This window comes from Nocardioides potassii, from assembly GCF_021648885.1.
Classification (GTDB): domain Bacteria; phylum Actinomycetota; class Actinomycetes; order Propionibacteriales; family Nocardioidaceae; genus Nocardioides; species Nocardioides potassii.
In genome coordinates this window covers 367,309-390,907 of record NZ_JAKJHZ010000007.1, presented here as the reverse complement: position 1 = coordinate 390,907, position 23,599 = coordinate 367,309, and the positions used below count along the sequence as shown (strand labels likewise).

Annotated in this window: 22 protein-coding genes and 2 tRNA genes; 19 read left to right on the top strand and 5 right to left on the bottom strand. The window is 71.3% G+C overall.

From position 1 onward, the window contains the following. Positions 1-15 precede the first annotated feature (15 nt). The 16 genes from gnd (at position 16) to L2K70_RS12530 (ending at position 14,610) form a co-directional block, all read left to right on the top strand. A complete protein-coding gene (gene gnd, locus L2K70_RS12605) occupies positions 16-990 on the top strand; it encodes a phosphogluconate dehydrogenase (NAD(+)-dependent, decarboxylating) (RefSeq protein ID WP_236402446.1) in 975 nt (324 codons plus the stop codon). Next, positions 991-2,136, top strand: coding sequence for a DNA replication/repair protein RecF (recF, locus tag L2K70_RS12600; RefSeq protein ID WP_236402444.1), 1,146 nt, complete (start codon positions 991-993; stop codon positions 2,134-2,136). It abuts the gene before it with no gap. After that, complete coding sequence (locus tag L2K70_RS12595) at positions 2,126-2,695, top strand: DciA family protein (RefSeq protein ID WP_236402439.1); 570 nt, start codon at positions 2,126-2,128, stop codon at positions 2,693-2,695. The genes recF and L2K70_RS12595 overlap by 11 nt, the downstream gene beginning before the upstream one ends. A 392-nt stretch (positions 2,696-3,087) precedes the next feature. Beyond that, positions 3,088-5,187 (top strand): DNA topoisomerase (ATP-hydrolyzing) subunit B, encoded by a 2,100-nt coding sequence (gyrB, locus tag L2K70_RS12590; protein ID WP_308195815.1) that lies wholly within the window; start codon positions 3,088-3,090, stop codon positions 5,185-5,187. A gap of 56 nt (positions 5,188-5,243) precedes the next feature. Further along, positions 5,244-7,979 carry a DNA gyrase subunit A gene (gene gyrA / locus L2K70_RS12585; RefSeq protein WP_236402437.1) on the top strand — a complete coding sequence of 912 codons (2,736 nt, stop codon included), beginning with the start codon at positions 5,244-5,246 and terminating at the stop codon, positions 7,977-7,979. Between the two features lie 3 nt (positions 7,980-7,982). After that, positions 7,983-8,543, top strand: a complete 561-nt coding sequence (locus L2K70_RS12580; protein ID WP_236402436.1) for a DUF3566 domain-containing protein — start codon at positions 7,983-7,985, stop codon at positions 8,541-8,543. A gap of 67 nt (positions 8,544-8,610) precedes the next feature. Further along, positions 8,611-8,684, top strand: a tRNA-Ile gene (locus L2K70_RS12575). 32 nt (positions 8,685-8,716) lie between these two features. Continuing rightward, the gene (locus L2K70_RS12570) at positions 8,717-8,842 is read left to right on the top strand and encodes a DLW-39 family protein (RefSeq protein ID WP_236402431.1); all 126 of its coding nucleotides are present in this window, start codon (positions 8,717-8,719) and stop codon (positions 8,840-8,842) included. 58 nt (positions 8,843-8,900) lie between these two features. Beyond that, positions 8,901-8,976: transfer RNA gene (locus L2K70_RS12565), tRNA-Ala, on the top strand. Between the two features lie 259 nt (positions 8,977-9,235). Further along, the gene (locus tag L2K70_RS12560; RefSeq protein ID WP_236402429.1) at positions 9,236-9,790 is read left to right on the top strand and encodes a P-loop NTPase family protein; all 555 of its coding nucleotides are present in this window, start codon (positions 9,236-9,238) and stop codon (positions 9,788-9,790) included. A gap of 139 nt (positions 9,791-9,929) precedes the next feature. Next, positions 9,930-10,262, top strand: a complete 333-nt coding sequence (locus tag L2K70_RS12555) for a YciI family protein (protein WP_236402428.1) — start codon at positions 9,930-9,932, stop codon at positions 10,260-10,262. Continuing rightward, positions 10,259-11,494, top strand: coding sequence for an RNA polymerase sigma factor (locus L2K70_RS12550; RefSeq protein ID WP_236402426.1), 1,236 nt, complete (start codon positions 10,259-10,261; stop codon positions 11,492-11,494). The genes L2K70_RS12555 and L2K70_RS12550 overlap by 4 nt, the downstream gene beginning before the upstream one ends. A 35-nt stretch (positions 11,495-11,529) precedes the next feature. Beyond that, on the top strand, positions 11,530-12,279 hold the full coding sequence (locus L2K70_RS12545) for an SURF1 family protein (RefSeq protein WP_236402423.1): 750 nt from the start codon (positions 11,530-11,532) through the stop codon (positions 12,277-12,279). 10 nt (positions 12,280-12,289) lie between these two features. Then, the gene (locus tag L2K70_RS12540; protein ID WP_236402422.1) at positions 12,290-12,670 is read left to right on the top strand and encodes a DUF3817 domain-containing protein; all 381 of its coding nucleotides are present in this window, start codon (positions 12,290-12,292) and stop codon (positions 12,668-12,670) included. Positions 12,671-12,740: 70 nt separating this feature from the next. After that, complete coding sequence (locus L2K70_RS12535) at positions 12,741-13,571, top strand: patatin-like phospholipase family protein (RefSeq protein ID WP_236402421.1); 831 nt, start codon at positions 12,741-12,743, stop codon at positions 13,569-13,571. Between the two features lie 4 nt (positions 13,572-13,575). Next, positions 13,576-14,610 (top strand): 1-acyl-sn-glycerol-3-phosphate acyltransferase, encoded by a 1,035-nt coding sequence (locus L2K70_RS12530; RefSeq protein WP_236402420.1) that lies wholly within the window; start codon positions 13,576-13,578, stop codon positions 14,608-14,610. Between the two features lie 140 nt (positions 14,611-14,750). Here the strand turns inward: L2K70_RS12530 and L2K70_RS12525 are convergent, their stop codons facing one another. Next, positions 14,751-15,539, bottom strand: a complete 789-nt coding sequence (locus L2K70_RS12525) for a hypothetical protein (RefSeq protein ID WP_236402419.1) — start codon at positions 15,537-15,539, stop codon at positions 14,751-14,753. A gap of 186 nt (positions 15,540-15,725) precedes the next feature. Between L2K70_RS12525 and L2K70_RS12520 the strand changes: the two genes are divergently transcribed. Both L2K70_RS12520 and L2K70_RS12515 read left to right on the top strand, forming a co-directional pair. Continuing rightward, positions 15,726-16,238 (top strand): peptidylprolyl isomerase, encoded by a 513-nt coding sequence (locus L2K70_RS12520; protein WP_236402416.1) that lies wholly within the window; start codon positions 15,726-15,728, stop codon positions 16,236-16,238. A gap of 21 nt (positions 16,239-16,259) precedes the next feature. Beyond that, on the top strand, positions 16,260-17,210 hold the full coding sequence (locus tag L2K70_RS12515; RefSeq protein ID WP_236402414.1) for a rhomboid family intramembrane serine protease: 951 nt from the start codon (positions 16,260-16,262) through the stop codon (positions 17,208-17,210). Positions 17,211-17,499: 289 nt separating this feature from the next. Here the strand turns inward: L2K70_RS12515 and L2K70_RS12510 are convergent, their stop codons facing one another. Then, complete coding sequence (locus L2K70_RS12510) at positions 17,500-17,952, bottom strand: cell division protein CrgA (RefSeq protein ID WP_236402411.1); 453 nt, start codon at positions 17,950-17,952, stop codon at positions 17,500-17,502. Positions 17,953-18,031: 79 nt separating this feature from the next. On the opposite strand from L2K70_RS12510, the gene L2K70_RS12505 reads away from it, so the two are divergent. Then, the gene (locus L2K70_RS12505; protein ID WP_236402410.1) at positions 18,032-18,784 is read left to right on the top strand and encodes a DUF881 domain-containing protein; all 753 of its coding nucleotides are present in this window, start codon (positions 18,032-18,034) and stop codon (positions 18,782-18,784) included. A gap of 68 nt (positions 18,785-18,852) precedes the next feature. Here the strand turns inward: L2K70_RS12505 and pknB are convergent, their stop codons facing one another. The 3 genes from pknB to L2K70_RS12490 are packed head-to-tail and all read right to left on the bottom strand — an operon-like array spanning position 18,853 to position 23,563. Then, positions 18,853-20,631, bottom strand: a complete 1,779-nt coding sequence (pknB, locus tag L2K70_RS12500; RefSeq protein ID WP_236402401.1) for a Stk1 family PASTA domain-containing Ser/Thr kinase — start codon at positions 20,629-20,631, stop codon at positions 18,853-18,855. Further along, positions 20,628-22,106, bottom strand: a complete 1,479-nt coding sequence (locus L2K70_RS12495; RefSeq protein WP_236402399.1) for a serine/threonine-protein kinase — start codon at positions 22,104-22,106, stop codon at positions 20,628-20,630. Before L2K70_RS12495 ends, pknB begins: the two co-directional genes overlap by 4 nt. Continuing rightward, entirely contained in the window at positions 22,103-23,563 is a 1,461-nt protein-coding gene (locus L2K70_RS12490; protein ID WP_236402395.1) for a peptidoglycan D,D-transpeptidase FtsI family protein, read from the bottom strand. Before L2K70_RS12490 ends, L2K70_RS12495 begins: the two co-directional genes overlap by 4 nt. Between the last annotated feature and the right edge of the window lie 36 nt (positions 23,564-23,599).

The window sequence follows — 23,599 nt, the reverse complement described above, 5'->3', positions numbered from 1 at the left end:
GACTAGGCTCCGAGCATGGACATCGGACTGATCGGGCTCGGCAAGATGGGCGGCAACATGCGCGAGCGCATGCGTCGCGCGGGACTCACCGTGGTCGGCTTCGACCGCAACCCCGACGTCAGTGACGTCGACTCGCTCGAGGCGCTCGTCGAGGCGCTGCCGAGCCCCAAGGTGGTGTGGGTGATGGTCCCCTCTGGAGACCCGACCCGCGCGACGGTCAAGGAGCTCGCCGGCCTGCTCGGCGAGGGCGACGTGGTCGTCGACGGCGGCAACTCCCGCTGGACCGACGACATCGCCAACGCCGAGCTGCTCGCCGAGAAGGGCATCGGCTACGTCGACTGCGGCGTCTCCGGTGGAGTGTGGGGCCTCGAGAACGGCTACGCCCTGATGTACGGCGGCGACGCCGACGACATCGCCAAGGTGCAGGAGGCCTTCGACGCGCTGAAGCCCGAGGGTGACTTCGGGTCGGTCCACGCAGGCTCGGTCGGCGCCGGCCACTTCAGCAAGATGGTCCACAACGGCATCGAGTACGCGATCATGCAGGCCTACGCCGAGGGCTGGGAGCTGCTCGACAAGGCCGACCTCACCGACAACGTCACCGAGGTCTTCCGCTCCTGGCGCGAGGGCACCGTCATCCGGTCCTGGCTGCTCGACCTCATGGTCAACGCGCTCGACGAGGACCCGGGGCTCAGCAAGATCGCCGGCTACGCGGCCGACTCGGGCGAGGGCCGGTGGACCGTCGAGGCCGGTATCGAGCACGGCGTCGCGACGCCCGCGATCACCGCGGCGCTCTACGCACGGTTCGTCTCCCAGCAGGACGACTCCCCGACCATGAAGGCCGTCGCGGCGATGCGCAACCAGTTCGGGGGCCACGCCGTCCGGTCGTCCGCACCCAAGGGCGGCGACGCCGAGGGCCAGGCCGGCGCCGAGCAGTCGGAGACGTCGAAGAAGGCCGGCGCGGGCGACGACGCGGAGCCCGGCGAGAGCTAAGTGCACGTCGCGCACCTGACCCTCCACGACTTCCGCTCGTACGCCGACGTCGACGTCGCGCTGGAGCCGGGCGCGACGGCGTTCATCGGCCGCAACGGCCAGGGCAAGACCAACCTCGTCGAGGCGATCGACTACCTGTCCCGGCTGTCGTCGCACCGCGTCGCCACCGACGCACCGCTCGTGCGGGCCGGCGCCGACCAGGCGATCGTCCGCGCGTCGGTGGTCAAGGAGGGGCGGACGGCCCTGCTCGAGGTCGAGCTCAACCCCGGTCGTGCCAACCGCGCCCGGATCAACCGCTCTCCCCTCCCCCGCCCGCGCGAGATCGTCGGCCTGGTGCGCACGGTCGTCTTCGCCCCGGACGACCTCACGCTGGTCAAGGGCGACCCGTCCGACCGGCGCAAGATGCTCGACGACCTGCTCGTGCTGCGCACGCCGCGGCTGGCCGGGGTGCGCTCGGACTACGACCGCATCCTCAGGCAGCGCAACAGCCTGCTCAAGACCGCCGGTGTCGCGCGGGGCTCCTCGCGCGACGCCGCGATGGCGACCCTCGAGATCTGGGACGACAACCTCGCGCGCGTCGGTGCCGAGATCCTCGGCGCGCGGCTCCAGCTCGTCGACGACCTGCGCCCCTACCTCGGCAAGGCCTACGAGGCGGTCGCCCGCGGCGCGAGCCGCGACGACGCCGACCTCGAGTACAAGGCGAGCATCGACCTGACCTCGCCGACCGACCTGCAGCAGGCGCTCCTCGACGCGATCGCGAGCAGGCGCCGGGAGGAGCTCGACCGCGGCATCTCCCTCGTCGGGCCGCACCGCGACGAGCTGCTCCTCACGCTCGGCACCGGGTCCGGTCCGGACGACCTGCGGCTGCCGGTCAAGGGGTACGCCTCGCACGGGGAGTCGTGGTCGTTCGCGCTCGCGCTCCGGCTGGCGTCGTACGACCTGCTGCGCGCCGACGGCGACGACCCGATCCTCGTGCTCGACGACGTCTTCGCCGAGCTCGACGCCGAACGACGCACGCAGCTCGCCGGCCTCGTCGCCGGTGCCGAGCAGGTGCTGGTCACCGCTGCGGTGGCCGCCGACGTGCCGGCCTCCCTCCAGGGGGTCCGGTTCCTCGTCGCCGACGGCCGGGTGACCCGTGACGAGTGACGACCGGCCCGAGGCCGAGGACGCCGAGAACACCCGGGAGACCGAGACCCCGCCGGCACCCGAGCACCGGGCCGACGGCCTCGACCTGGCGCGGGCTGCCGCGCGGGCCGCGGCGGCCAGCCCGGGATCCGTACCTCGCAGGAGGACGGGCCCGCCCCGGCGTCGTACGACGACCACGTCGTCCGGCGCGCGGCCGGACGACCGCGACCCGCAGCTCCTCGACGACGCGATGGGCCGGCTGATCGCCCACCAGGGGTGGGAGGTCGACCTCAAGGTGCAGGGCGTCTTCGGCCGGTGGGCCGAGCTCGTCGGCCAGGAGGTCGCCGACCACTGCACCCCGGAGTCGTTCGACGACGGCCGGCTCGTCGTCCGCACGGACTCCACCGCCTGGGCCACGCAGCTGAAGCTGCTGGCCCCGAGCGTCGTACGACGCCTCAACGAGGACCTCGGCCACGGGACCGTGACGGTGATCGAGGTGCTCGGCCCCCACCTGCCGACGTGGACCAAGGGGCGGTTGTCGAGCCGCGACGGGCGAGGTCCCCGCGACACCTACGGATAGGCGGACGGTCCGACGCCGGGAGGCCGGATCTGCCGTTCTGCGGGCCTCTCGCCGGTAGGGGGACCCACCGACCCCCCTGTTCGGCGCTCTGAACCGGCCTCTTGATGCCCCTGAGGGCCGAATTTTCCGCAGATCGACCCCATCCGCGGGGCGGGTGCTTCGTTGTGGGGCCCCTGACCGGTAGTATGGGAGCACGAGTCGCACGCGTGGTTGCCGTGGCAACAGCAAGCGACTCGACTCATGTCGAGCGCCCGATGGGGCGATGGGAAGAAGGCTGCGCCTTGAGCGAAGACAACGTCGAGAACACCACCCCGACCAGCGACTCCGCTCCACCAGCACAGCCCGCCGACGCCCCCTCTGAAGCAGAGCGCGCCGAGGCCCTGGCCCAGTCGGTGGAGGACGCCGTCGAGGAGGCCACGACGAAGCGCTCGTCGACCGCCGTCGACGAGGGCACCGAGTACGACGCCTCGGCGATCACGGTCCTCGAGGGCCTCGAGGCGGTGCGCAAGCGCCCCGGCATGTACATCGGCTCGACCGGCGAGCGCGGCCTGCACCACCTGGTGTGGGAGATCGTGGACAACGGTGTCGACGAGGCCCTCGCGGGCTACGCGACGCGGATCGTGCTCACGCTCCAGGAGGACGGCGGCGTCCGGGTCGAGGACAACGGTCGCGGCATCCCGACCGACACCGCTCCCGGGCAGGAGATGCCGGCGCTCACGATGGCGCTGACGATGCTCCACGCCGGCGGCAAGTTCGGCGGCGGCGGCTACAAGGTGTCCGGCGGTCTGCACGGTGTCGGCGTCTCGGTCGTCAACGCGCTCTCGACGCGCCTGGTCGCCGAGGTGAAGAACCGCGGTCACCTGTGGCGCCAGTCCTTCCAGCTCGGCGTCCCCGACGCCGACCTCGAGCAGGTCCGCCCGCTCGAGCCGGGAGAGGGCACCGGCACGACCGTGACGTGGTACGCCTCCCCCGACATCTTCGAGCACACCGACTACAGCCTCGAGACCATCACCTCGCGCCTGCGCGAGATGGCGTTCCTCAACAAGGGCGTCGAGTTCGTCATCCGCGACGAGCGCGCCGACGCGGACTCACGTGTGGACGCCGTCGAGGACGACACCATCGACAACGCGGTCGACAACGCCGGCCACGACGCGATCAAGCGCGCCGAGGGCGGCGGGCTCGAGCAGGTCTTCAAGTACGACCGCGGCCTCGTCGACTACGTCGAGCACCTCAACCGCCGCAAGACGCCGGCCAACGCCAGCGTCATCTCGTTCGAGGCGGAGACCGCCGAAGGTGCGAGCGGCCAGCACATGAGCCTCGAGGTCGCGATGCAGTGGAACACCTCCTACACCGAGTCGGTCCACACCTTCGCCAACAACATCAACACCCACGAGGGCGGCACGCACGAGGAGGGCTTCCGCGCCTCCCTCACCTCGCTGGTCAACAACTGGGGTGAGGAGTGGGGCCTGATCAAGAAGAAGGAGGACCGGGTCTCGGGTGACGACATCCGCGAGGGCCTGACCGCCATCATCTCGATCAAGCTGGGCGAGCCGCAGTTCGAGGGCCAGACCAAGACCAAGCTCGGCAACACCGAGGCCAAGGGCTTCACCCAGCGGATCATGAACGACCAGCTCGGTGCCTGGCTCGAGCAGAACCCGGCCGAGGGCAAGGAGATCGTCCGCAAGTCGCAGGCCGCGGCCAACGCCCGGATCGCTGCCCGCAAGGCGCGCGAGCTGGCGCGCGGGCGCAAGGGCCTGCTCGGCGGCGGTGGCCTTCCGGGCAAGCTCAGCGACTGCCAGTCGACCAACCCCGAGGAGTGCGAGGTCTTCATCGTCGAGGGCGACTCGGCCGGTGGCTCCGCGCGCCAGGGTCGCGACCCCCGCATCCAGGCGATCCTCCCGATCCGCGGCAAGATCCTCAACGTCGAGAAGGCGCGCATCGACAAGGTGCTCGCCAACACCGAGGTCCAGGCGATCATCTCCGCCCTCGGCACCGGCATCCACGAGGAGTTCAACCTCGAGAAGCTGCGCTACCACAAGGTCGTGATGATGGCCGACGCCGACGTCGACGGCCACCACATCAACACGCTGCTGCTGACGCTGCTCTTCCGCTTCATGAAGCCGCTCATCGAGCACGGCTACGTCTACATGGCCCAACCCCCGCTCTACCGCCTGCGCTGGAACAAGCCGGCCGACCACGAGTTCGTCTACTCCGACGCCGAGCGCGACGCGCTGCTCGCCGACGGCCAGGCGCAGGGCAAGAAGCTGCCCAAGGAGAACCCGGTCCAGCGCTACAAGGGTCTCGGCGAGATGAACGCCGACGAGCTGTGGGAGACCACGATGGACCCCGACGCCCGCCTGATGAAGCAGGTCACCCTCGAGGACGCCGCCCAGGCCGACGAGATCTTCTCGATCCTCATGGGTGAGGACGTCGAGCAGCGTCGCTCCTTCATCCAGCGCAACGCCAAGGACGTCCGCTTCCTCGATATCTAGGTCGCTAGCCGCATCTACGACCAGCCCTAGACATCGATAGAACGTAGGAGACAGACATGACCGAGACCCCTACCGGCACCGGCGACGGAGCCGGCGGCTTCGGCTTCGGAGACGACCGCATCCAGCCGATCGAGCTGCAGACGCTCATGCAGCAGAGCTACATCGACTACGCGATGACGGTCATCGTCGGGCGCGCGCTGCCCGACGTACGCGACGGGCTCAAGCCCGTGCACCGCCGCATCCTCTACGCGATGTACGACGGCGGCTACCGCCCCGACCGCGGCTTCTCCAAGTGCTCGCGCGTCGTCGGTGACGTGATGGGTCAGTACCACCCGCACGGCGACACGGCGATCTACGACACCATGGTCCGCCTCGCGCAGCCGTGGGTGCTGCGCGCGCCGCTGATCAACGGGCAGGGCAACTTCGGCTCGCCCGGCAACGACTCCGCCGCCGCCATGCGGTACACCGAGTGCCGGATGGCGCCGCTGGCGATGGAGATGGTGCGCGACATCGACGAGGACACCGTCGACTTCCGCCCCAACTACGACGGTCGCTCGCAGGAGCCGACCATCCTGCCCTCGCGCTTCCCGAACCTGCTCGTCAACGGCTCGGCCGGCATCGCGGTCGGCATGGCCACCAACATCCCGCCGCACAACCTGCGCGAGGTCGCCGAGGGTGCGACGTGGGCGCTCGAGCACCCCGACGCCACCAAGGAAGAGCTCCAGGACGCGCTCATCGAGCGGATCAAGGGCCCCGACTTCCCCAACGGCGCGCTGATCGTCGGCCGCCAGGGCATCGAGCAGGCCTACCGCACCGGTCGCGGCTCGATCACCCAGCGCGCGGTCGTCGAGATCGACGAGGACGCCAAGGGTCGCGTGATGCTGGTCATCAGCGAGCTCCCCTACATGGTCAACCCCGACAACCTCGCGCTCAAGATCGCCGAGCTCGCCGACACCGGCCGGATCCAGGGCATCTCCGACGTCCGCGACGACACCAGCTCGCGCACCGGCCAGCGCCTGGTGATCATCCTCAAGCGCGACGCCGTCGCGCGGGTCGTGCTCAACAACCTGTTCAAGCACACCGAGCTGCAGAGCAACTTCTCCGCCAACATGCTGGCGCTCGTCGACGGCGTGCCGCGCACGCTGCCGATCGACCAGTTCATCTCCACCTGGGTCACCCACCAGATCGAGGTCATCCAGCGTCGTACCCGCTTCCGCCTCGCCGAGGCCGAGCGCCAGGCCCACATCTACCGCGGCCTCGCCAAGGCGCTCGACGCCCTCGACGAGGTCATCGCGCTCATCCGCCGCAGCCCCGACGTCGAGGAGGCCCGCAGCGGGCTCATCGCGCTGCTCGACATCGACGAGGTCCAGGCCAACGCCATCCTCGAGATGCAGCTGCGCCGCCTGGCCGCCCTCGAGCGCCAGAAGATCATGGACCGACTCGCCGAGCTCGAGCGCGTGATCGCCGACCTCGAGGACATCCTGGTCAACGAGCCCCGCCAGCGGCAGATCGTCGCCGACGAGCTCAAGGAGATCACCGACAAGTACGGCGACGACCGGCGCACGCAGATCATCGCCGCCGACGGCGACCTCTCCATGGAGGACCTCATCCCCGACGAGGACCTCGTCGTCTCCATCACCCGCGGCGGCTACGCCAAGCGCACCCGGGCCGACCAGTACCGGCTGCAGAAGCGCGGCGGCAAGGGCGTGCGCGGCGCGACGCTGCGCGGCGACGACGTCGTCCAGCACTTCATCGCCACGACCAACCACCACTGGCTGCTGTTCTTCACCACCGCAGGTCGCGTCTACCGGACCAAGGCCTACAACCTCCCGGAGGCCGCGCGCGACGCCAAGGGCGGCCACGTCGCCGGCCTGCTGTCGTTCCAGCCCGACGAGGAGATCGCGCAGGTGCTGGCGATCCGCGACTACGAGCAGGCCCCCTACCTCGTGCTGGCCACCCGCACCGGCCTGGTGAAGAAGACCAAGCTGGGCGACTACAACAGCCCGCGCCAGGCCGGCGTCATCGCGATCAACTTCCGCGAGGACGACGACGAGCTGATCGGCGCCGAGCTGGTCAACGAGGACGACGACATCCTGCTGGTGTCCCGCAAGGGCCAGTCGATCCGGTTCAAGGCCGACGACGAGCAGCTGCGCCCGATGGGTCGCGCCACCGGCGGCGTGCGCGGGATGAAGTTCCGGGACGGCGACTCGCTTCTCTCGATGTCGGTCATCCGCGCCGAGCAGGTCGCGGCCGAGGAGGCCGTCGAGGGCGACGCGTCGGAGTCCGACGAGGTCAAGGAGCAGTACGTCTTCACGATCACCGACGGCGGCTTCGCCAAGCGCAGCCGGATCAGCGAGTACCGCCTGCAGTCCCGCGGCGGCATCGGCATCAAGGCGATGTCGCTGTCCAACGAGGACCGCGGCGGCCTGGTCGGCGCGTTCATCGTGGAGGAGGACGACGAGGTCCTCTCGATCACCAGCGGTGGACAGGTCGTCCGCAGCCCGATCGACGCCAACTTCCGCCCCACCGGCCGCTCGACGATGGGCGTGAAGTTCGTGACGCCGAAGTCGGGCGACACGGTCGCCGTCGTCGCCCGGTCGGTCGAGGCCAAGGTCGAGGAGGCGGTCGACGACGCCGTCTCCGCGAGCGCCGCCGAGGTCGAGGAAGGTGCCCGAGCGGCCGCCGCCGAATCGCCCGACGTGGTCGACGATGCAACAATCGAGGGCCAGGACGCTGTGGAAGCCCCTTCCGAGAGCACTGACGACAACGCCGACGACACCACCGAGGAGTGATCCATGTCGGACCGCACCGCACCCGGTGGTGACACCGCCCGGCGCACGCCGACCGCGCAGCAGCCGGCGCGGCGCTCCCTGACCGAGCGGCTCCAGGACACCATGTCCAACGCCGCGCAGGAGCACCGCGCCAACGCCGCGACCGGGTCGCCGCGCGGGCGCCGCGCCTCACGGGCGTCGGGTCGCCAGCCCCGCCGGGCGCGCCTGCGGCTGACCCGCATCGACCCCTGGTCGGTGATGAAGACGTCGTTCCTGCTGTCGGTCGCGTTCGGCGTCGTCACCTTCGTGGCGATCTTCATGGTGTGGTCGGTGCTCGGCGCCGCCGGTGTGTGGGACTCGATCAACTCCGCCGTCGCCAGCATCGTCGAGGGCGACAGCGGCAACTCCAGCTTCGACGTCACCGACTACGTCGGCATGTCGCGGGTGCTGGGCTTCACGCTGATCGTGTCGGTGATCGACGTGATCCTGCTGACGGCGATCGCCACGCTGACGGCGTTCCTCTACAACCTGGCCGCCGCGCTCCTCGGCGGCATCGAGGTCACGCTCGCCGAGGACGAGAAGTGACCCCCTCGATTCGCACCGCCTGACCGCGGTCAGGTAATCTTCGGCGTCGCCGCAGCGCGGCACATGCGGGCCTATAGCTCAGACGGTTAGAGCGCTTCCCTGATAAGGAAGAGGTCGGAGGTTCAAGTCCTCCTAGGCCCACTCCATCACCCTTCCACCTGCGAGGAGACCTCGTGAAGAAGCTCCTGCTGATCGCCCTGGCCGCGGCCGGGGCGCTGGTTGCGAAGAAGAAGATGGACGAGGGCAAGAACGAGCAGGCCCTCTGGGCCGAGGCCACGGACACCGTCCACAAGGCCTGAGGCTCTCCGCTCGACCGCTGGTTGAGGAGGTCGCGCAGCGACCGTCACGAAACCACACGGGGCCTTGGCGCAATTGGTAGCGCACCTGCTTTGCAAGCAGGGGGTTAGGGGTTCGAGTCCCCTAGGCTCCACCACTCCAGACGACGTTGGGCGCTACGGGTAGCGGCTCCGCCGTTCCGCAAGCGGGGGGTTAGGGGTTCGAGTCCCCTAGGCTCCACCACTCCAGACGACGTTGGGCGCTACGGGTAGCGGCTCCGCCGTTCCGCAAGCAGGGGATTAGGGGTTCGAGTCCCCTAGGCTCCACCACTCCAGACGACGTTGGGCGCTACGGGTAGCGGCTCCGCCGTTCCGCAAGCGGGGGGTTAGGGGTTCGAGTCCCCTAGGCTCCACCACGTGAACGGCTCCCGTTCGATGACACCGTGCCGCGTCCTGGTCATCGGCGCGACTGCCTCGGGCACCACCACCCTCGGCCGTGCGTTGGCCGACCGCTGGTCGGTGCCGCACGCCGACACCGACGACTACTTCTGGGTGCCGTCGGACCCGCCATTCGTCGAGAAGCGCGACGAGGCCCGACGACTCGAGCTGATGCAGGAGATGTTCCTGCCGCGGCGCGCGTGGGTGCTCACCGGCTCGGTGATGGGCTGGGGCGAGCCGCTGCTCGACCACGTCGACGTGCTCGTCTTCTGCAGCCTCGACCCGGACGTACGTCTGCAGCGCCTGCGCGCCCGGGAGGCGGTGCGGTACGGCGACCGCATCCGCGCCGGCGGCGACCTCGAGACCGCGCACCAGGAGTTCGTGTCATGGGCGGCCGGCTACGAGGTGCCGGACTTCCCCGGTCGCAGCCGGACGCTGCACGAGGAGTGGATGACGAGGTTCAGCGGCCCGATCGTCCGCCTCGACACGGCGCGGACGGTTGCCGAGCTGGTCGACGAGCTGGTCTCCTCCTGACCGACCCCTGCGCGGTGTCCCTGACGTACGGGACGCGTCACCGACACCGCGCAGTCGTGCTGTCGTATCGGCGCACCCTCGTTCGTGGTACTCGTGAGAGGCCGCCCAGCAGGGGCGCCGACGACGGTGGGAGACCGACATGCACTACCTGCTTTCCGTGATCGACGACAGCGTCAACCCCGGCCCCGCCGACGAGCCCGGTGCGGTCGAGGCGTTCAACGACCAGCTGAAGAAGGACGGCTACTGGGTCTTCGCCGGCGGTCTCGAGCGGCTCGAGGCCTCGACCGTGGTCGACGCCCGATCGGGCGAGACCACGATCACCGACGGCCCGTTCGCCGAGACCAAGGAGTTCCTCGCCGGGTTCTGGGTGATCGAGGCGCCCGACCTCGACGTCGCGCTCCGGCTCGCCGAGGGGGGCTCGAAGGCCTGCCACCGCAAGATCGAGGTGCGTCCGTTCGACGGGCTCGCGTGAGCGACGTCCACGAGGCGATCGCCCGGGTCCACCGCGAGGAGTGGGCCCGGGTGGTCGCCACGATCGCCCGTCGGTTCGGTGACCTCGACGTCGCCGAGGACGCGGCAGCTGAGGCGTTCGCCACCGCCGTCGAGCACTGGCCCGTCCACGGTGTGCCGCCCAACCCGGGCGGCTGGCTCACCACCACCGCCCGCAACAAGGCCCTGGACCGCGTACGACGCGAGGTCCGCCGCGACGCGAAGGAGGAGGCGGCGCAGGTGCTCAGCGACCAGCTCTCCGGTCCGGCCGAACCGGTCGGCGCGATCGACGACGACCGGCTGCGGATGCTCTTCACCTGCGCGCACCCGGCCCTCGCGATGGAGGCCCGCGTCGCGCTGACCCTGCGGATGGTGGGCGGGCTGACGGTCGCCGAGATCGCCCACGCCTTCCTCGTCCAGGAGACGACGATGGCCCAGCGGATCACCCGTGCGAAAGCGAAGATCAAGGCGGCCGGCATCCCCTACCGGGTGCCCGACGCCGCCGACCTGCCGGCGCGGGTCGCCGGCGTGCTCGCCGTGCTCTACCTGGTGTTCAACGAGGGCTACCTCCCCACCGGCGGCCACAGCGACCCCGTCCGGGCCGACCTCACCGGCGAGGCCGTGCGCCTGACCCGGCTGGCGCGCCAGCTGCTGCCCGACGACGGCGAGGTGACTGGGCTGCTCGCGCTGATGCTGCTCATCGAGGCGCGTCGCCCGGCCCGGGTCTCTGCCAGCGGCGAGCTCGTCACGTTGGACCAGCAGGACCGCGGGGCGTGGGACCCGGCACTGGTCGCCGAGGGACACCGGCTCGTGCGCGAGCGCCTCGCCAGCGGCGAGGCCCCGGGTCGCTACCAGGTCCTCGCCGCGATCAACGCCGTCCACACCGACGCGCGCGACGTCCGCGACACCGACTGGTCGCAGGTGGTGGCCCTCTACGACCAGCTCGTCCGGCTCGACCCCTCACCGGTCGTCGTGCTCAACCGCTCGGTCGCGCTCGCCGAGCTCGACGGGCCGCAGGTGGCGCTGGCCCAGGTGGACGCCGTCGGTGAGCAGCTCGACGGCTACCACGCGTTCCACGTCGCCCGGGCCGACCTGCTCCGCCGGCTCGGCCGCAGTGCCGATGCGCGGGCGTCGTACGACCGCGCGATCGCGCTGGCCGGCAACTCCGCCGAGGCGGCGTACCTCACCCGGCGGCGCGACGAGCTCGGCCGCTGAGGATCCGCTCAGGAACGGCTGGGAGAATCGGGACCGTGACCGCCCCGCGCCGACCCGGCCTGCTGACCGACCTCGGTGCGGCAGCCCTTGCGCTGGTGCTGGTCGGCATTGCGGGGGCGCTCGGCCTGTGGCAGTACGGCGCCTGGCAGGCGCACCGCACCGCCGAGGCGCGCGACCTCACCGACGTCGAACCCGTCCCGCTGAGCGACGTGATGGGCAGCGACGATCCGTTCCCGGGCCAGGACGTGGGCCGCCCGGTCGAGATGGCGGGGGAGTGGATCGACGGCGGCTTCTGGGTCCGCGACCGGTCCTACGGCGACCGCGACGGCTACTGGGCCGTCGCACCCCTCGAGGTCGGCGACGCGGCAGTGCTCGTCGTACGCGGGTGGGCCGCGGAGCCGGACCCGGCCCTGCTCGCAGCATCAGGCAGCGCCGACGTGACCGGGTGGCTCCAGGCGCCCGAGGGCAGCCTGGTCACCGACGACGACCCGAACGACGACGTCTTCCCCGAGATCCGCGTGGCCGACGCGGTCCAGCGCGTCGACGTCGACCTCTACTCGGCCTACGCCGTGAGCGAGCAGCCCGGGCCCGGGCTGGAGCCCGCCCAGCTCGAGGCGCTGCCCAGCCCGAGCCGCTTCACCGCCATCCGGAACCTGCTCTACGCGATCGAGTGGTGGATCTTCGGAGCCTTCGCGGCCTTCATCTGGTGGCGCTGGCGCCAGGACGCCACGGCCCCCGAGATCGCGCCCGAGGTCGCCGCCGTCGAGCAACCGGTCGACGGATAAGTTGGCCGTCGTGTCCCGCAACCTCACCGCCTACCGCGTGATGGCGACGATCGTCGGCGTCCTGCTCGTGGTGCTCTGCCTCGTCGGCGTCCCGCTCGCGAACTTCGACGGCTCGCCCATGTGGGGCGTCTTCGACAGCACGCCGGCCTGGGTGACGCCCGGCTCCGACGTCAACCACCTCGGCGAGCTCATCACGACCTACCTCGGCGTGGCGCACGGCTGGCTCTACATGATCTTCCTGCTCAGCGCGTTCCTGCTCTCGCGTCGCGCCCGCTGGGACCTCCCCTTCACCCTGGTGACGCTGGTGTGCGGCACGATCCCGCTGCTGTCCTTCTGGGCCGAGCACCGCGCGACCAAGCGGGTGCGCGCGGAGCATCCCGAGCTCGCCTGACTCCCGGAGGTTTCGAGGCTCGCTGCGCTCGCACCTCAACCGCCGAGGCGGGCGTGACTAGGGTCGGGGCATGGTGACCGCCTTCGTCCTCGGCGGCGGCGGGATCCTCGGCGCCGTCGAGGTCGGCATGCTCCGGGCACTGCTCGAGCGTGAGGTCGTGCCCGACCTCGTGCTCGGCACGAGCGTGGGCGCTCTCAACGGCGCGATGGTGGCGGCGCAGCCCGACCTCGCCGTGGTCGAGCGGCTCACCGAGCTGTGGGCGGCGACGGCGCGCAGCCGGAACGTGTACGGCGACCGCCCGCTGCGCACCGTACGGAGGGCCGTCACCTCCGGGACCCACATCTACTCCTCTCGACCGCTGCGCCAGCGGCTCCAGGACGAGCTCGGGGACCGGACGTTCGAGGACCTGCCGGTCAGGCTCGGGGTCTGCGCGGCAAGCATCGAACGAGCCGCCGAGCACTGGTTCACCAGTGGACCGCTGGTGCCGGCGATCCTCGCGAGCGCGGCGGTGCCCGGACTGCTGCCGCCGGCGGAGGTCGACGGCGAGCACTTCCTCGACGGGGGCCTGGTGAACTCCGTCCCCGTCGGCCGCGCCGTCGAGCTGGGCGCGACCCGCGTCTTCGTCCTCCAGGTCGGTCGCATCGACCGACCGCTCACGGTGCCGACCCGACCGTGGGAGGTCGCGCGGGTCAGCTTCGAGGTCGCCCGCCGGCACCGCTTCATGCGCGACATGGCGACGATCCCCGACGGCGTCGAGGCCCACGTGCTGCCGGCGGCCGGCACGTCGGCCAGGGACGACTCGATCCTCGCCCATCGCGACTTCTCCAGCGTGCAGACGCGCATCGACGAGACGTACGCCGCGTCCCGCCGCTACCTCGACGACGTCCTCGGCGGCGAGTGATCCCGTGAGCCCCACCGCTGGCCCGGTCGTGAGCCCCTGGACCTGGGCGCTGCGGCGCCTGGTCGTCGCGCCCGCGGTGATCGGGCTGACCGTGGCGATCTGGGTGACCCTGCCCCTCTGGCTGCTCGGGGCGGCCGCGCTGTCGCCGCTCCTGCCCGGGCGGTGGCGGGCCCTGCGCCTGTTCTGGGTCGCGGTGGTCTACCTGACCTTCGAGAGCCTGCTGCTCGCGGTCATGCTGGGCCTGTGGCTGGCCAGCGGCTTCGGCTGGCGCATCCGGTCGCCGTACTTCGCGGGCATCCACTACGACCTCGTGCAGGGCACGCTGATCGTCTTCTTCCGGGAGGCGCGACGGGTGCTCGCGCTGCGGATCCGGACCGACGGGCCGCACCCGCCGCGCATCCCCGAGCGCCCGGTGCTGGTGCTGTGTCGCCACGCGGGCCCGGGCGACTCGTTCATCCTCATGTACGCCCTGCTGCACTGGTACGCCCGCGAGCCGCGCGTGGTCCTGAAGAACACCCTGGCCTGGGACCCGGCCATCGACGTGGTGCTCCGGCGCATCCCGGCCCGCTTCATCTCGCCCGACCCCGTGGCCGGCGAGGACCTCGAGTCGCAGATCGCCGCGCTGGCGACCGGCCTCGACCGCGACGACGCCTTCGTGATCTTCCCCGAGGGCGGCAACTTCACCGCCGAGCGCCGCGAGAGGGCGATCTCGCGGCTGCGCAGGCTCGGGCTCGAGCGGATGGCGCAGCGCGCGGAGGAGATGACCCACGTCCTGGCGCCCCGGCCCGGCGGCGTACTGGCGGCGCTCGACGCGGCACCCGACGCCGACGTGCTCATGGTCGGCCACACCGGCCTCGACCACCTGGTGACGGTGAGCGACGTGTGGCGCGAGCTGCCGATGGACAAGCAGATCACCATGCGGTGGTGGCAGGTGCCCCGCGACGAGATCCCGGAGGGCCGCGACGAGCGGATCGACTGGCTCTACGGCTGGTGGGAGCGCGTCGACGACTGGATCGAGGAGCACCGGGTCGACGGCTGAGCGGTGGTCAAGCCACGTTCCGGCCGCGGCAATGGTGGGTCCACCACCGCTTCACCTCCGGACATGACTCGAGCGGTGGCCCAGCCACATTACGTACGACGACAATGTGGGTGGACCACCTCTCGAGGATGGAGCAGCGACTACTTCTTGTCCGGCTGGTCGATGTCGATGACCTCGGCGGGCGCGTCCGGCGTGGTCGGCTCGTGCGCCTCCTCGACCTGGTCGCTGAGCGCCTCGCCGGGGGCGCCGCCACCGATGTCGTCCGTGGCGGGCGGGTCGACCGTCACGACGTCGTCGGCGGTGACCTGGTCGATCGGGTCGTTGAGCGGGTCCGAGTCGGGGTCGACGGTCGTCGTCGCCGGGGTGACCGGAGCTGCGGCGGGCGTGGGCTTCGGCGCCGGCGGCGGGGTGTACGTCGACTGCCAGCCGGCGTCGGCGTCCTGCCTGGAGCGCAGCTTGCTGAAGACGAAGCCGCCGAGGGCGAGCAGCCCGCTGATCAGCAGGAGCTTCTTGAGCTTGCCGCCCTGGGGCTCGGGCTCGATGCCGCGCAGCTCGTTGGCCTTCGCGACGGCCGCCTCACGGGCGGCGGCGGCCTGCTCGGCAGCGGCCGAGGCGGCGGACGACGCGCGGTCGGCTGCCGTGGCGCGGTACTCGGCCAGCAGCGGGGCGGCCTTCTCGCGGGCCTCCGCGGTCTTCGCGGCGGCGACGGCCGCACCGGCGGAGGCGGCCTCGGCGGCGCGCGCCCGGCCCTCCTCGATCAGCGGCGTGGCCTTGTCCCGCGCGTCGGAGATGGCGGGGCCGGCCTTGTCCACGGCCTGCTCCCACGCCTGCTCCAGCTGGGGGATCACCGTCTCCGTGACCGTCTCCGAGAGCTGCTCGACGTAGTCGTGGGCCCGGTCCATCAGGGACTTCTTGCGGCCGAAAGGCATGCGTGACCTCCTGGTGTCTGTGAGTCTCCATCTCACCATGCACACCAAGGGGCGGCCAGCCCCGTCCGGGTGGGCGGACGGAGCGCGACGGGTGCCCGCGCCGGAGTGGGACGCGCGTGGCAGGATCGAGTCGCACAGAACGACCCCCAGGACCGACCTGGCCCAGATCCGAGAGGCACACATCCCATGGCCGACCAGAAGGCGACCCTCAAGACCAACCGGGGCGACATCGTCATCAACCTCTTCCCGAACCACGCCCCCGAGACCGTCGAGAACTTCGTCGGCCTGGCCGAGGGCACCAAGGACTACCGCGACGACGCGGGCCGCAGCGGGGAGAAGTACTACGACGGCCTCGGCTTCCACCGGGTCATCGACGGCTTCATGATCCAGGGCGGCTGCCCGCTCGGCACCGGCACCGGCGGTCCCGGCTACACGTTCAAGGACGAGATCCACCCCGAGCTCGTCTTCGACAAGCCCTACCTGCTCGCCATGGCCAACGCCGGCCCGGGCACCAACGGCTCGCAGTTCTTCATCACCGTGGCCGCGACGCCGTGGCTCAACCGCAAGCACACGATCTTCGGCGAGGTGGCCGACCAGGCCAGCCGCGACGTGGTCGACGCCATCGCCACCACCTCCACCGGCGCGATGGACCGCCCGACCGAGCCCGTGGTGATCGAGTCCGTCACCATCGAGCACTGATCCGCACCTGACCTCCCGCCGATGACCGAGCCGTCCGAGGGCGCGGCCGCGACCGGGGTGCCGCCGACCTGCTACCGGCACCCCGATCGCGAGACCTGGATCCGCTGCCAGCGCTGCGACAAGCCGATCTGCCCGGACTGCATGCGCGACGCCGCGGTCGGCTTCCAGTGCCCCGACTGCGTCAAGCAGGCCAACAAGGGCTCGCGCCAGAACCGGGCGATGTACGGCGGTGAGCGCAGCGCCGACCCGCGGCTGACGTCGTACGTCCTGGTCGGCATCAACGCCGTCGTGTGGCTGGCGGTCGTCGCCACGGGGTGGAACAGGAGCGACCTGATCCCGCGGCTGGGCCTGGTGCCGCGGGGGACGTGCGAGTCGCTGTCGAGCAGCGGCTACTACCCCACCGCCGTCGGCGAGCGGCTGTGCACGCTCGGCACGGGCGGGGACGGGCACTGGGTGCCCGGGGTGGCGGACGGTGCCTTGTGGCAGCTCGTCACCAGCCAGTTCCTCCACGTGGAGATCTGGCACATCGCGAGCAACATGCTGGCGCTGTGGCTCCTCGGCCCGCAGCTCGAGGCCGTGCTGGGGCGCACCCGGTACCTCGCGCTCTACCTGCTCTCGGGCCTGGCGGGCTCGGTCGCCGTGCTGTGGCTCTCGGCCCCGGGTGGGGTGACCTACGGCGCGTCCGGTGCCATCTACGGCCTCTTCGGCGCCTACGCCGTGATCGCCCACAAGGTCCGCGCCGACCTGCGCAGCATCGGCGCGCTGCTCGCGGTGAACCTGTTCATCACCTTCGCCGTCCCCAACATCTCCTGGCAGGGACACCTCGGGGGGATCGTCGGCGGCGCCCTGGTCGCGGCGATCGTCGCCTACGCGCCCGTCGCGCGCCGGACCGTCGTCCAGGCGGCCGGTCTCACTGCCTTCCTGGCGGTCCTCCTCGTCCTCGTCGCGGTCCGCGTCGCGGCGCTGTCCTGACCCGTCCCGGCCCCCGCACCCCCGTCGTACGACGAGGTGGCGGGGGCTTCGCCGTGCTCCCGCAATTCCCACAGGTCTGCACACAGGTGTGGACAACTACACCGGTGTAATTCTCCACAGCGGTTATCCACAGTGTGGAGAACTGACCGCTCGGTCGGGTGCCCCGAAATCGACTCGAGCGGTGAGAGAGACGCCTTCCCTTCCCCAGGAAGGCGCCTCACTCACCGCTCGAGGCGCGGGACCCGATCGCTGCCCAATATCAGGCGGAGCGCTCAGGTCGAGGGAGAACCTACTCCCACTTGGTCGCGAAGCTGAACCCGACCGCCATGAAGGCGATGCCGACGACGAGGTTCCACTGGCCGAGGTCGTTGAAGACCCAGATCTTGGACAGGTCGTCGGAGAACACGTAGAAGGTGCAGATCCACAGCAGGCCGACGAGGAAGCAGCCGAGCATGGCCGCCACGACGCCGCGGCCGCGACCCAGCGGGGTGGACGGGTGCGCGGACACCATCAGGCCGAGCATCAGCAGGCCGAAGCCGATCGCGTAGTTCCACCTGCCGAGGTCGGCGACCGCCTTGGGCGAGCCCTCGACGGGCGGGAAGGCGAGCGGGTTGCCGCGCGCCTGGGTGTAGTAGAAGACCAGCCACCCGATGCCGGCGATGATCAGGAGCAGGCTGATCAGGAACCTGACGGAGAAGAGTGAGGTCTTCTCCTCGGTGGCGATCGCGCTGGACTTCGACACTGCTGCTCCTGGGTTCGACGACGGTACGACGTGGGCGTGGGCGCGGGGATGCGCCCGACGGGGGGTTAGCGTAGTCGGCATGTCGCCCGAGCCCCATTCATCCCCCGGGCGCAGCCGCGCCTGGCGGGTGGCCACGCCGCTGGTGGTGCTGGTGAGCGGGACGATCTTCGGCGTCAGCGCGCAGCAGAGCGACGGGCTCGACCTGCGGGGCGGCCGGCTGACCGACCTCGCCTCGGTGGTCCGCGCCCAGCGCGACGAGGCCGGGACCCTGACCGCCCAGGTCGCCGAGCTCAACTCCGAGGTCGAGGCGCTCAGCGCCGGCCTCGGGGACCGCTCGGTCGCGCGCGTGCAGGGCGAGGTCGCGACGCTCACCGATCCGGCCGGGCTGACCGAGAAGGCCGGCCGGGCCGTCCAGGTCACGCTCGACGACGCGAGCTTCGAGGCCCGCGAGGCCTACCCGGGCGAACCCAACGACCTCGTCGTCCACCAGCAGGACATCCAGGCCGTCGCCAACGCGATGTGGAACGCCGGCGCGGTCGCGGTGACCATCCAGGGACAGCGGCTGATCTCGACGACGGGCATCAAGTGCTCCGGCAGCCAGGTGACGATCAACGGCCTGTCCTACTCGCCGCCCTACGTCATCATGGGGATCGGCGACCCTGCGCGTATGCAGGCCGAGCTGACCGTCGACCCGATGCTCGCGGCCTACCGCGACGACACGTTCATCGAGGGCGGCGGCGTGTCCTGGGACATGACCGAGCTCGAGTCGGCCGTCGCGCCGGCCTACGAGGGCCTGCTCGACCTCACCTACGCGACCCCGATCCCCGGCTGACGTACCCGGGTCTCGACACACCCGCTCGTTCCTCGCGGGCTGCTCGACCAGCGGGTGGGCTGGGCCGGCTACTGGGGCGGAGGTGTCGTGGGGCTCTCGGTGGGGAGGGTCGGCGTCTCGGTCGGGGTCGGAGGCGTCTCGGTCGGGGTCTCGGTCGGCGTGGGGGGCTCCTCGTACTCCGAGACGAAGATCGTCACGGTGCTGCCCTGGTCGAGGGTCCCGCCGACCGGGATCTGGTCGACGACCGTGCCCTTGGGCTCGGTGGACGTCGCGTCGACGCGGACGTCCGGGACGAACCCGGCCTCGCGGATGGCACGCTCGGCCTCGCCCTGCTTGAGCCCGCGCACGTCGGGGACCTTCGAGGGGCCGGCGGAGAAGACGACAGTGACCGTGGTGCCCTCGGCGACGGCGGTGCCGGGTGTCGGGTTGGTGCTGAGCACCTGGAACCGCGGCTCGTCGGACTCCGCCTCCTCGAAGCGCACCTTGAGGTTCGCCGCGACCAGCTGTGCTCGCGCCTCCTTGCGCGGGCTCCCCACGACGAACGGCACCTCGACCTCCGGTTTCCCGGTCGACAAGGTGAAGCTGACCGACGTGCCCGGGTCCTGGAAGGTGTCGCGGTTGGGGCTCTGCTCGATGACCGTGTCGGCGGCCACCGTCTCGGACGGCTCGCGATCGATCCGACCGACCTGGAAGCCCTTGTCGACGATGGCGAGCCGCGCCTCGTCCTCGGTCAGCCCGACGAGGTTGGGCACGGCCTCCCGGGTGGGTGCGTCGTCGAAGAGCAGGTCGTTCATGAAGTACGCGCCCGCCAGCAGCAGGCCGACGACGAGGATGCCCGCCAGCACCCACCAGCCCGCGCGGCTGCGGTGCGGCTCGTCCTTGCGCGGCGGCGGGGCGCCCACGGCGGCCGCGGCCATCGTGGTGGTGGCGTCGGGCGGCGGAGCGACGTACTGCGTCTCGGCGACGGGTACGACGGCCGGTGCCTGGATCGGGTGACCGGCGAGGTAGCGCTCGATGTCCGCCTTCATGGCTGCCGCGCTCTGGTAGCGGTCCTCGACGCGCTTGGCGAGGGACTTCATCACGATCGCGTCGATCTCGGGGTCGAGCTGGTCGTCGAGGTCGGACGGCGGCGGGGCCTGCTCGCGGACGTGCTGGTAGGCCACTGCCACCGGGCTGTCGCCGACGAACGGCGGCCGGCCGGTGAGCAGCTCGTAGAGCAGGCAGCCGGTCGAGTAGACGTCGGAGCGCGAGTCGACGGTCTCGCCGCGCGCCTGCTCGGGGGAGAGGTACTGCGCGGTGCCGACGACGGCCGCGGTCTGGGTCATCGTCGAGGACGCGTCGGAGATGGCGCGGGCGATGCCGAAGTCCATCACCTTCACGTCGCCCGACGGCGTGAGCATCACGTTGCCGGGCTTGATGTCGCGGTGGATGATCCCGGCGCGGTGGCTGTAGTCGAGCGCGGAAAGGACGCCGCTGGTGATCTCGAGCGCGCGCTCAGGCAGGATCTTGCGGCCCTCACGCAGGATGTCGCGCAGCGTGCGCCCCTCGACGCACTCCATGACGATGTAGGGCTGGGCGACGCCGGACCCGTCGGTCGCCATCTCCTCGCCGGTGTCGTAGGTCGCGACGATCGCCGGGTGGTTGAGGGACGCCGACGACTGCGCCTCGCGGCGGAACCTGGCCTGGAAGGTGGCGTCGCTGGCGAGGTCGGTGCGCAGGCGCTTCACGGCGACCGTGCGGCCGAGCCGCAGGTCCTTGCCCTTGCGCACCTCGGCCATGCCGCCGCGCCCGAGGGGCTCCCCGAGCTCGTAGCGGCCGCCGATCACGACCGGCTCCGGCTGCGTCATCCGTCCTGGTTCCCTTCCTCGTCCTTCTGCTGTCCCGGGGGCGTCGGCTTCGCCTTGCCGTAGAAGCTCACCGACACCGCGTCGCCCTCCGCCAGCGTGCCGCTCGGCTCCACGGAGACCACGATGCCGTCCTGCTGGTCACCGGGGTTCTCCAGCTCGACCGGGGTGGGCTCCAGACCGAGGTCGCGCAGCTCCTTCTCGACGTCCTTGTGGTCGCGCCCGACGTAGGACGCCGGGTCGACCTCGACGGTCGCCGGCGCGGGCTCGGTCTCCGTGGGTGTCTCGGTGGGTGTCTCGGTGGGCGTGCTCTCGCTGGGGGTCTCCGGCGGGGGAGCGGACGACGACCGGCTCGGCGACGGGCTCGGCTCGTCGGTGCCGGCGGTCGGGTCGGTGTCACGGCTCCCGAGCCACACCGCGACCAGCACCGCGAGGACGATCGCCGCGATGCCGATGACGAGTCCCCACGGCACCCCTGAGCCCGTACGACGTCCGCGCGAGGCGGCCGCGACCGGCGGAGCGGGTGCGGGGGCAGGCGTGGGGACGGGCGTCGGGACGGGGGTGGTGGCGGCCGGCATGACCCGCGTCCCGTCGGCGGGGGGCGGGGCGACGACGGGGGCCACGACGGTGGCGGCGGACGCGGGGTCGCGCAGCGCCCGCGCGAGGTCCGCGCCGTCGGCGTACCGGTCCGCGGGCGCCTTGGACAGCGCGCGGCGCACGACCGCGGCGAGGTCGGCAGGCACCGATCCGGGCAGCTCGGGCACCGGGTTGCGCAGGTGGGCGAGCGCGGTGGCCACCGGGCTGTCGGCCACGAACGGCTTGCGACCGGACAGGCACTCGAAGGCGACGACGCCGAGCGAGTAGACGTCGGAGGCGGCCGTGGCCGTGCCGCCCTCGGCCTGCTCGGGCGAGATGTAGGCCGGCGTGCCCATCACCTCACCGGTCTGGGTGAGCGCCATCCCCTCGGCGGCCCGCGCGATGCCGAAGTCGGTGACCTTGACCCGGCGGTCGGGGGTGACGAGCAGGTTGGCCGGCTTCACGTCGCGGTGGACGATGCCGCCAGCGTGCGCGACGCCGAGCGCGTCGGCAGCCTGGGCGAGCAGGCCTCGGGCGACCTCCGGGTCGAGAGGCGCGCCCGGGCGCAGGAGGGCGGAGAGCGGCTGGCCCTCGACGAGCTCCATCACCAGGTAGGGGCGGGTCGTCGACGAGCCGTCGTCGAGCGAGCTGGCACCGTAGTCGTAGACCGCCGCGATGCCGGGGTGCTGGAGCGCGGCGGCATGGCGCGCCTCGGTCTCGAACCGCTGCCGGAACAGTGCGTCGTCGGCGTACTCGGTCTTGAGCACCTTCACCGCGACCGGCCGGTCGAGCACGGTGTCGCGCGCCGACCACACCTCGCCCATCCCGCCGGTGGCGATGCGGGACTCGAGGACGTAGCGGCGGGCCTCGTCGACGTGGCCGCCGGGCGCGAGCGCCGTCACGGCGAGATCACCGCCTCCATCACGGACTTGGCGATCGGGCCGCCGAGCACGCCACCGCCGATCTCGTCGGGGGAGGTGTCGCTGGACTGCACGAGCACGGCGACCGCGACCTTGGGGTCGTTGGCGGGTGCGAAGGAGACGAACCAGGCGTAGGGCGGGCGGCCCGGGACGGACTGGGCGGTGCCGGTCTTGCCGGCGACCTCCACGCCCGGGATCGCGGCAGGTGCCGCGGTCCCGTTGTCGACCACGGACACGAGCATCTTGGTGAGCTCGTCGGCGGTGGTGCTGGAGATCGCCTTGCTGATGCTCTGCGGGTCGGTGCGGTCGAGCACCGAGAGGTTGGGCGCGCGCACCTCGTCAACGACGTAGGGCCGCATCACGTCGCCGTCGTTGGCGATGGCCGCCGCGACCATCGCCATCTGCAGCGGCGTCGCGGTGACGCTGGCCTGGCCAATGCCCGACAACGCGGTCTGCGGGGCGTCCATGTCACGCGGGTAGAGGGACTTCGCCTGGCCGCCGAGGTCCTCGAGCGAGGTGGAGTTGAAGCCGAACTTCTCGGCCTGCTCGGCCATCGCGTCGTTGCCGAGCTCGTTGGCCAGGGTCAGGAAGGTGACGTTGCAGGAGACCTCGAGGGCCTGCGTCAGGGTGATCCGGCGCCCACCGCAGTCGCCGCCGTCCCAGTTGGGGACGGTGTCGCTCGACTGGGGCAGCTGGAACCGGAAGCCGCCCGGCACCATCGAGTCGGCGTCGTAGTTGCCGGACTCGATCGCCGCGGCGGCGGTGACGAGCTTGAACGTCGACCCCGGCGGGAGCGTCGTACCGATGCCCCGGTTGATGAGCGGCTCGCGCTCGTCGGCGTTGAGCTTGTCGCTGAAGTCCTTCACTGCCGTGAAGTCGTGGGAGGCGAAGCCGTTGGGGTCGAAGGTCGGCGTCGAGGCCATCGCCAGCACGCGGCCGGTGGTGGGTTCGAGCGCGACGACCGCACCCTCCGCGTCGCCGGGCAACGCCTGCAGGCCGTTCCACGCGGCGTCCTGGGCGGCCCGGTTGATGGTCAGCTGGACGTTGCCGCCCTTGGGGTCGCTGTTGCTGAGCAGGTCGACCAGCCGGGTGACGAACAGGCGCGAGTCGTCGCCGGACAGCACTGCGTTCTGCGAGCGCTCCACACCCGTCTGGCTGAACCACGAGAAGTAGCCGGTGAGGGGGGCGTACTTGAACGGCTCGGGGTAGGTGCGCTGGAACTTGTACTTGTCGTCGGACGGCACGCTGCGCGCGACCGCCTCCTTGCCGACGAGGATCGCCCCCCGCTCGCGGGAGAACGTCGCGGTGACGACCCGGCGGTTGCGGGGGTCCGCCGACAGGCTGTCCGAGCGGACGTACATCAGGTAGGTCGCGTTGACGAGCAGCGCGAGGAAGAGCAGCAGGCAGAAGACGGAGACGACGCGGATCGGCTTGTTCATCGGACCCTCCTCGTCATCGGCTGGCACACCTCGGTG

Coding starts and splice junctions, on each gene's coding strand:
- gnd (WP_236402446.1), top strand. CDS start 16: ATGGACATCGGACTGATCGGGCTCGGCAAGATGGGCGGCAACATGCGC.
- gyrA (WP_236402437.1), top strand. CDS start 5,244: ATGACCGAGACCCCTACCGGCACCGGCGACGGAGCCGGCGGCTTCGGC.
- L2K70_RS12580 (WP_236402436.1), top strand. CDS start 7,983: ATGTCGGACCGCACCGCACCCGGTGGTGACACCGCCCGGCGCACGCCG.
- L2K70_RS12555 (WP_236402428.1), top strand. CDS start 9,930: ATGCACTACCTGCTTTCCGTGATCGACGACAGCGTCAACCCCGGCCCC.
- L2K70_RS12535 (WP_236402421.1), top strand. CDS start 12,741: ATGGTGACCGCCTTCGTCCTCGGCGGCGGCGGGATCCTCGGCGCCGTC.
- L2K70_RS12525 (WP_236402419.1), bottom strand. CDS start 15,539: ATGCCTTTCGGCCGCAAGAAGTCCCTGATGGACCGGGCCCACGACTAC.
- L2K70_RS12520 (WP_236402416.1), top strand. CDS start 15,726: ATGGCCGACCAGAAGGCGACCCTCAAGACCAACCGGGGCGACATCGTC.
- L2K70_RS12515 (WP_236402414.1), top strand. CDS start 16,260: ATGACCGAGCCGTCCGAGGGCGCGGCCGCGACCGGGGTGCCGCCGACC.
- L2K70_RS12505 (WP_236402410.1), top strand. CDS start 18,032: ATGTCGCCCGAGCCCCATTCATCCCCCGGGCGCAGCCGCGCCTGGCGG.
- pknB (WP_236402401.1), bottom strand. CDS start 20,631: ATGACGCAGCCGGAGCCGGTCGTGATCGGCGGCCGCTACGAGCTCGGG.
- L2K70_RS12490 (WP_236402395.1), bottom strand. CDS start 23,563: ATGAACAAGCCGATCCGCGTCGTCTCCGTCTTCTGCCTGCTGCTCTTC.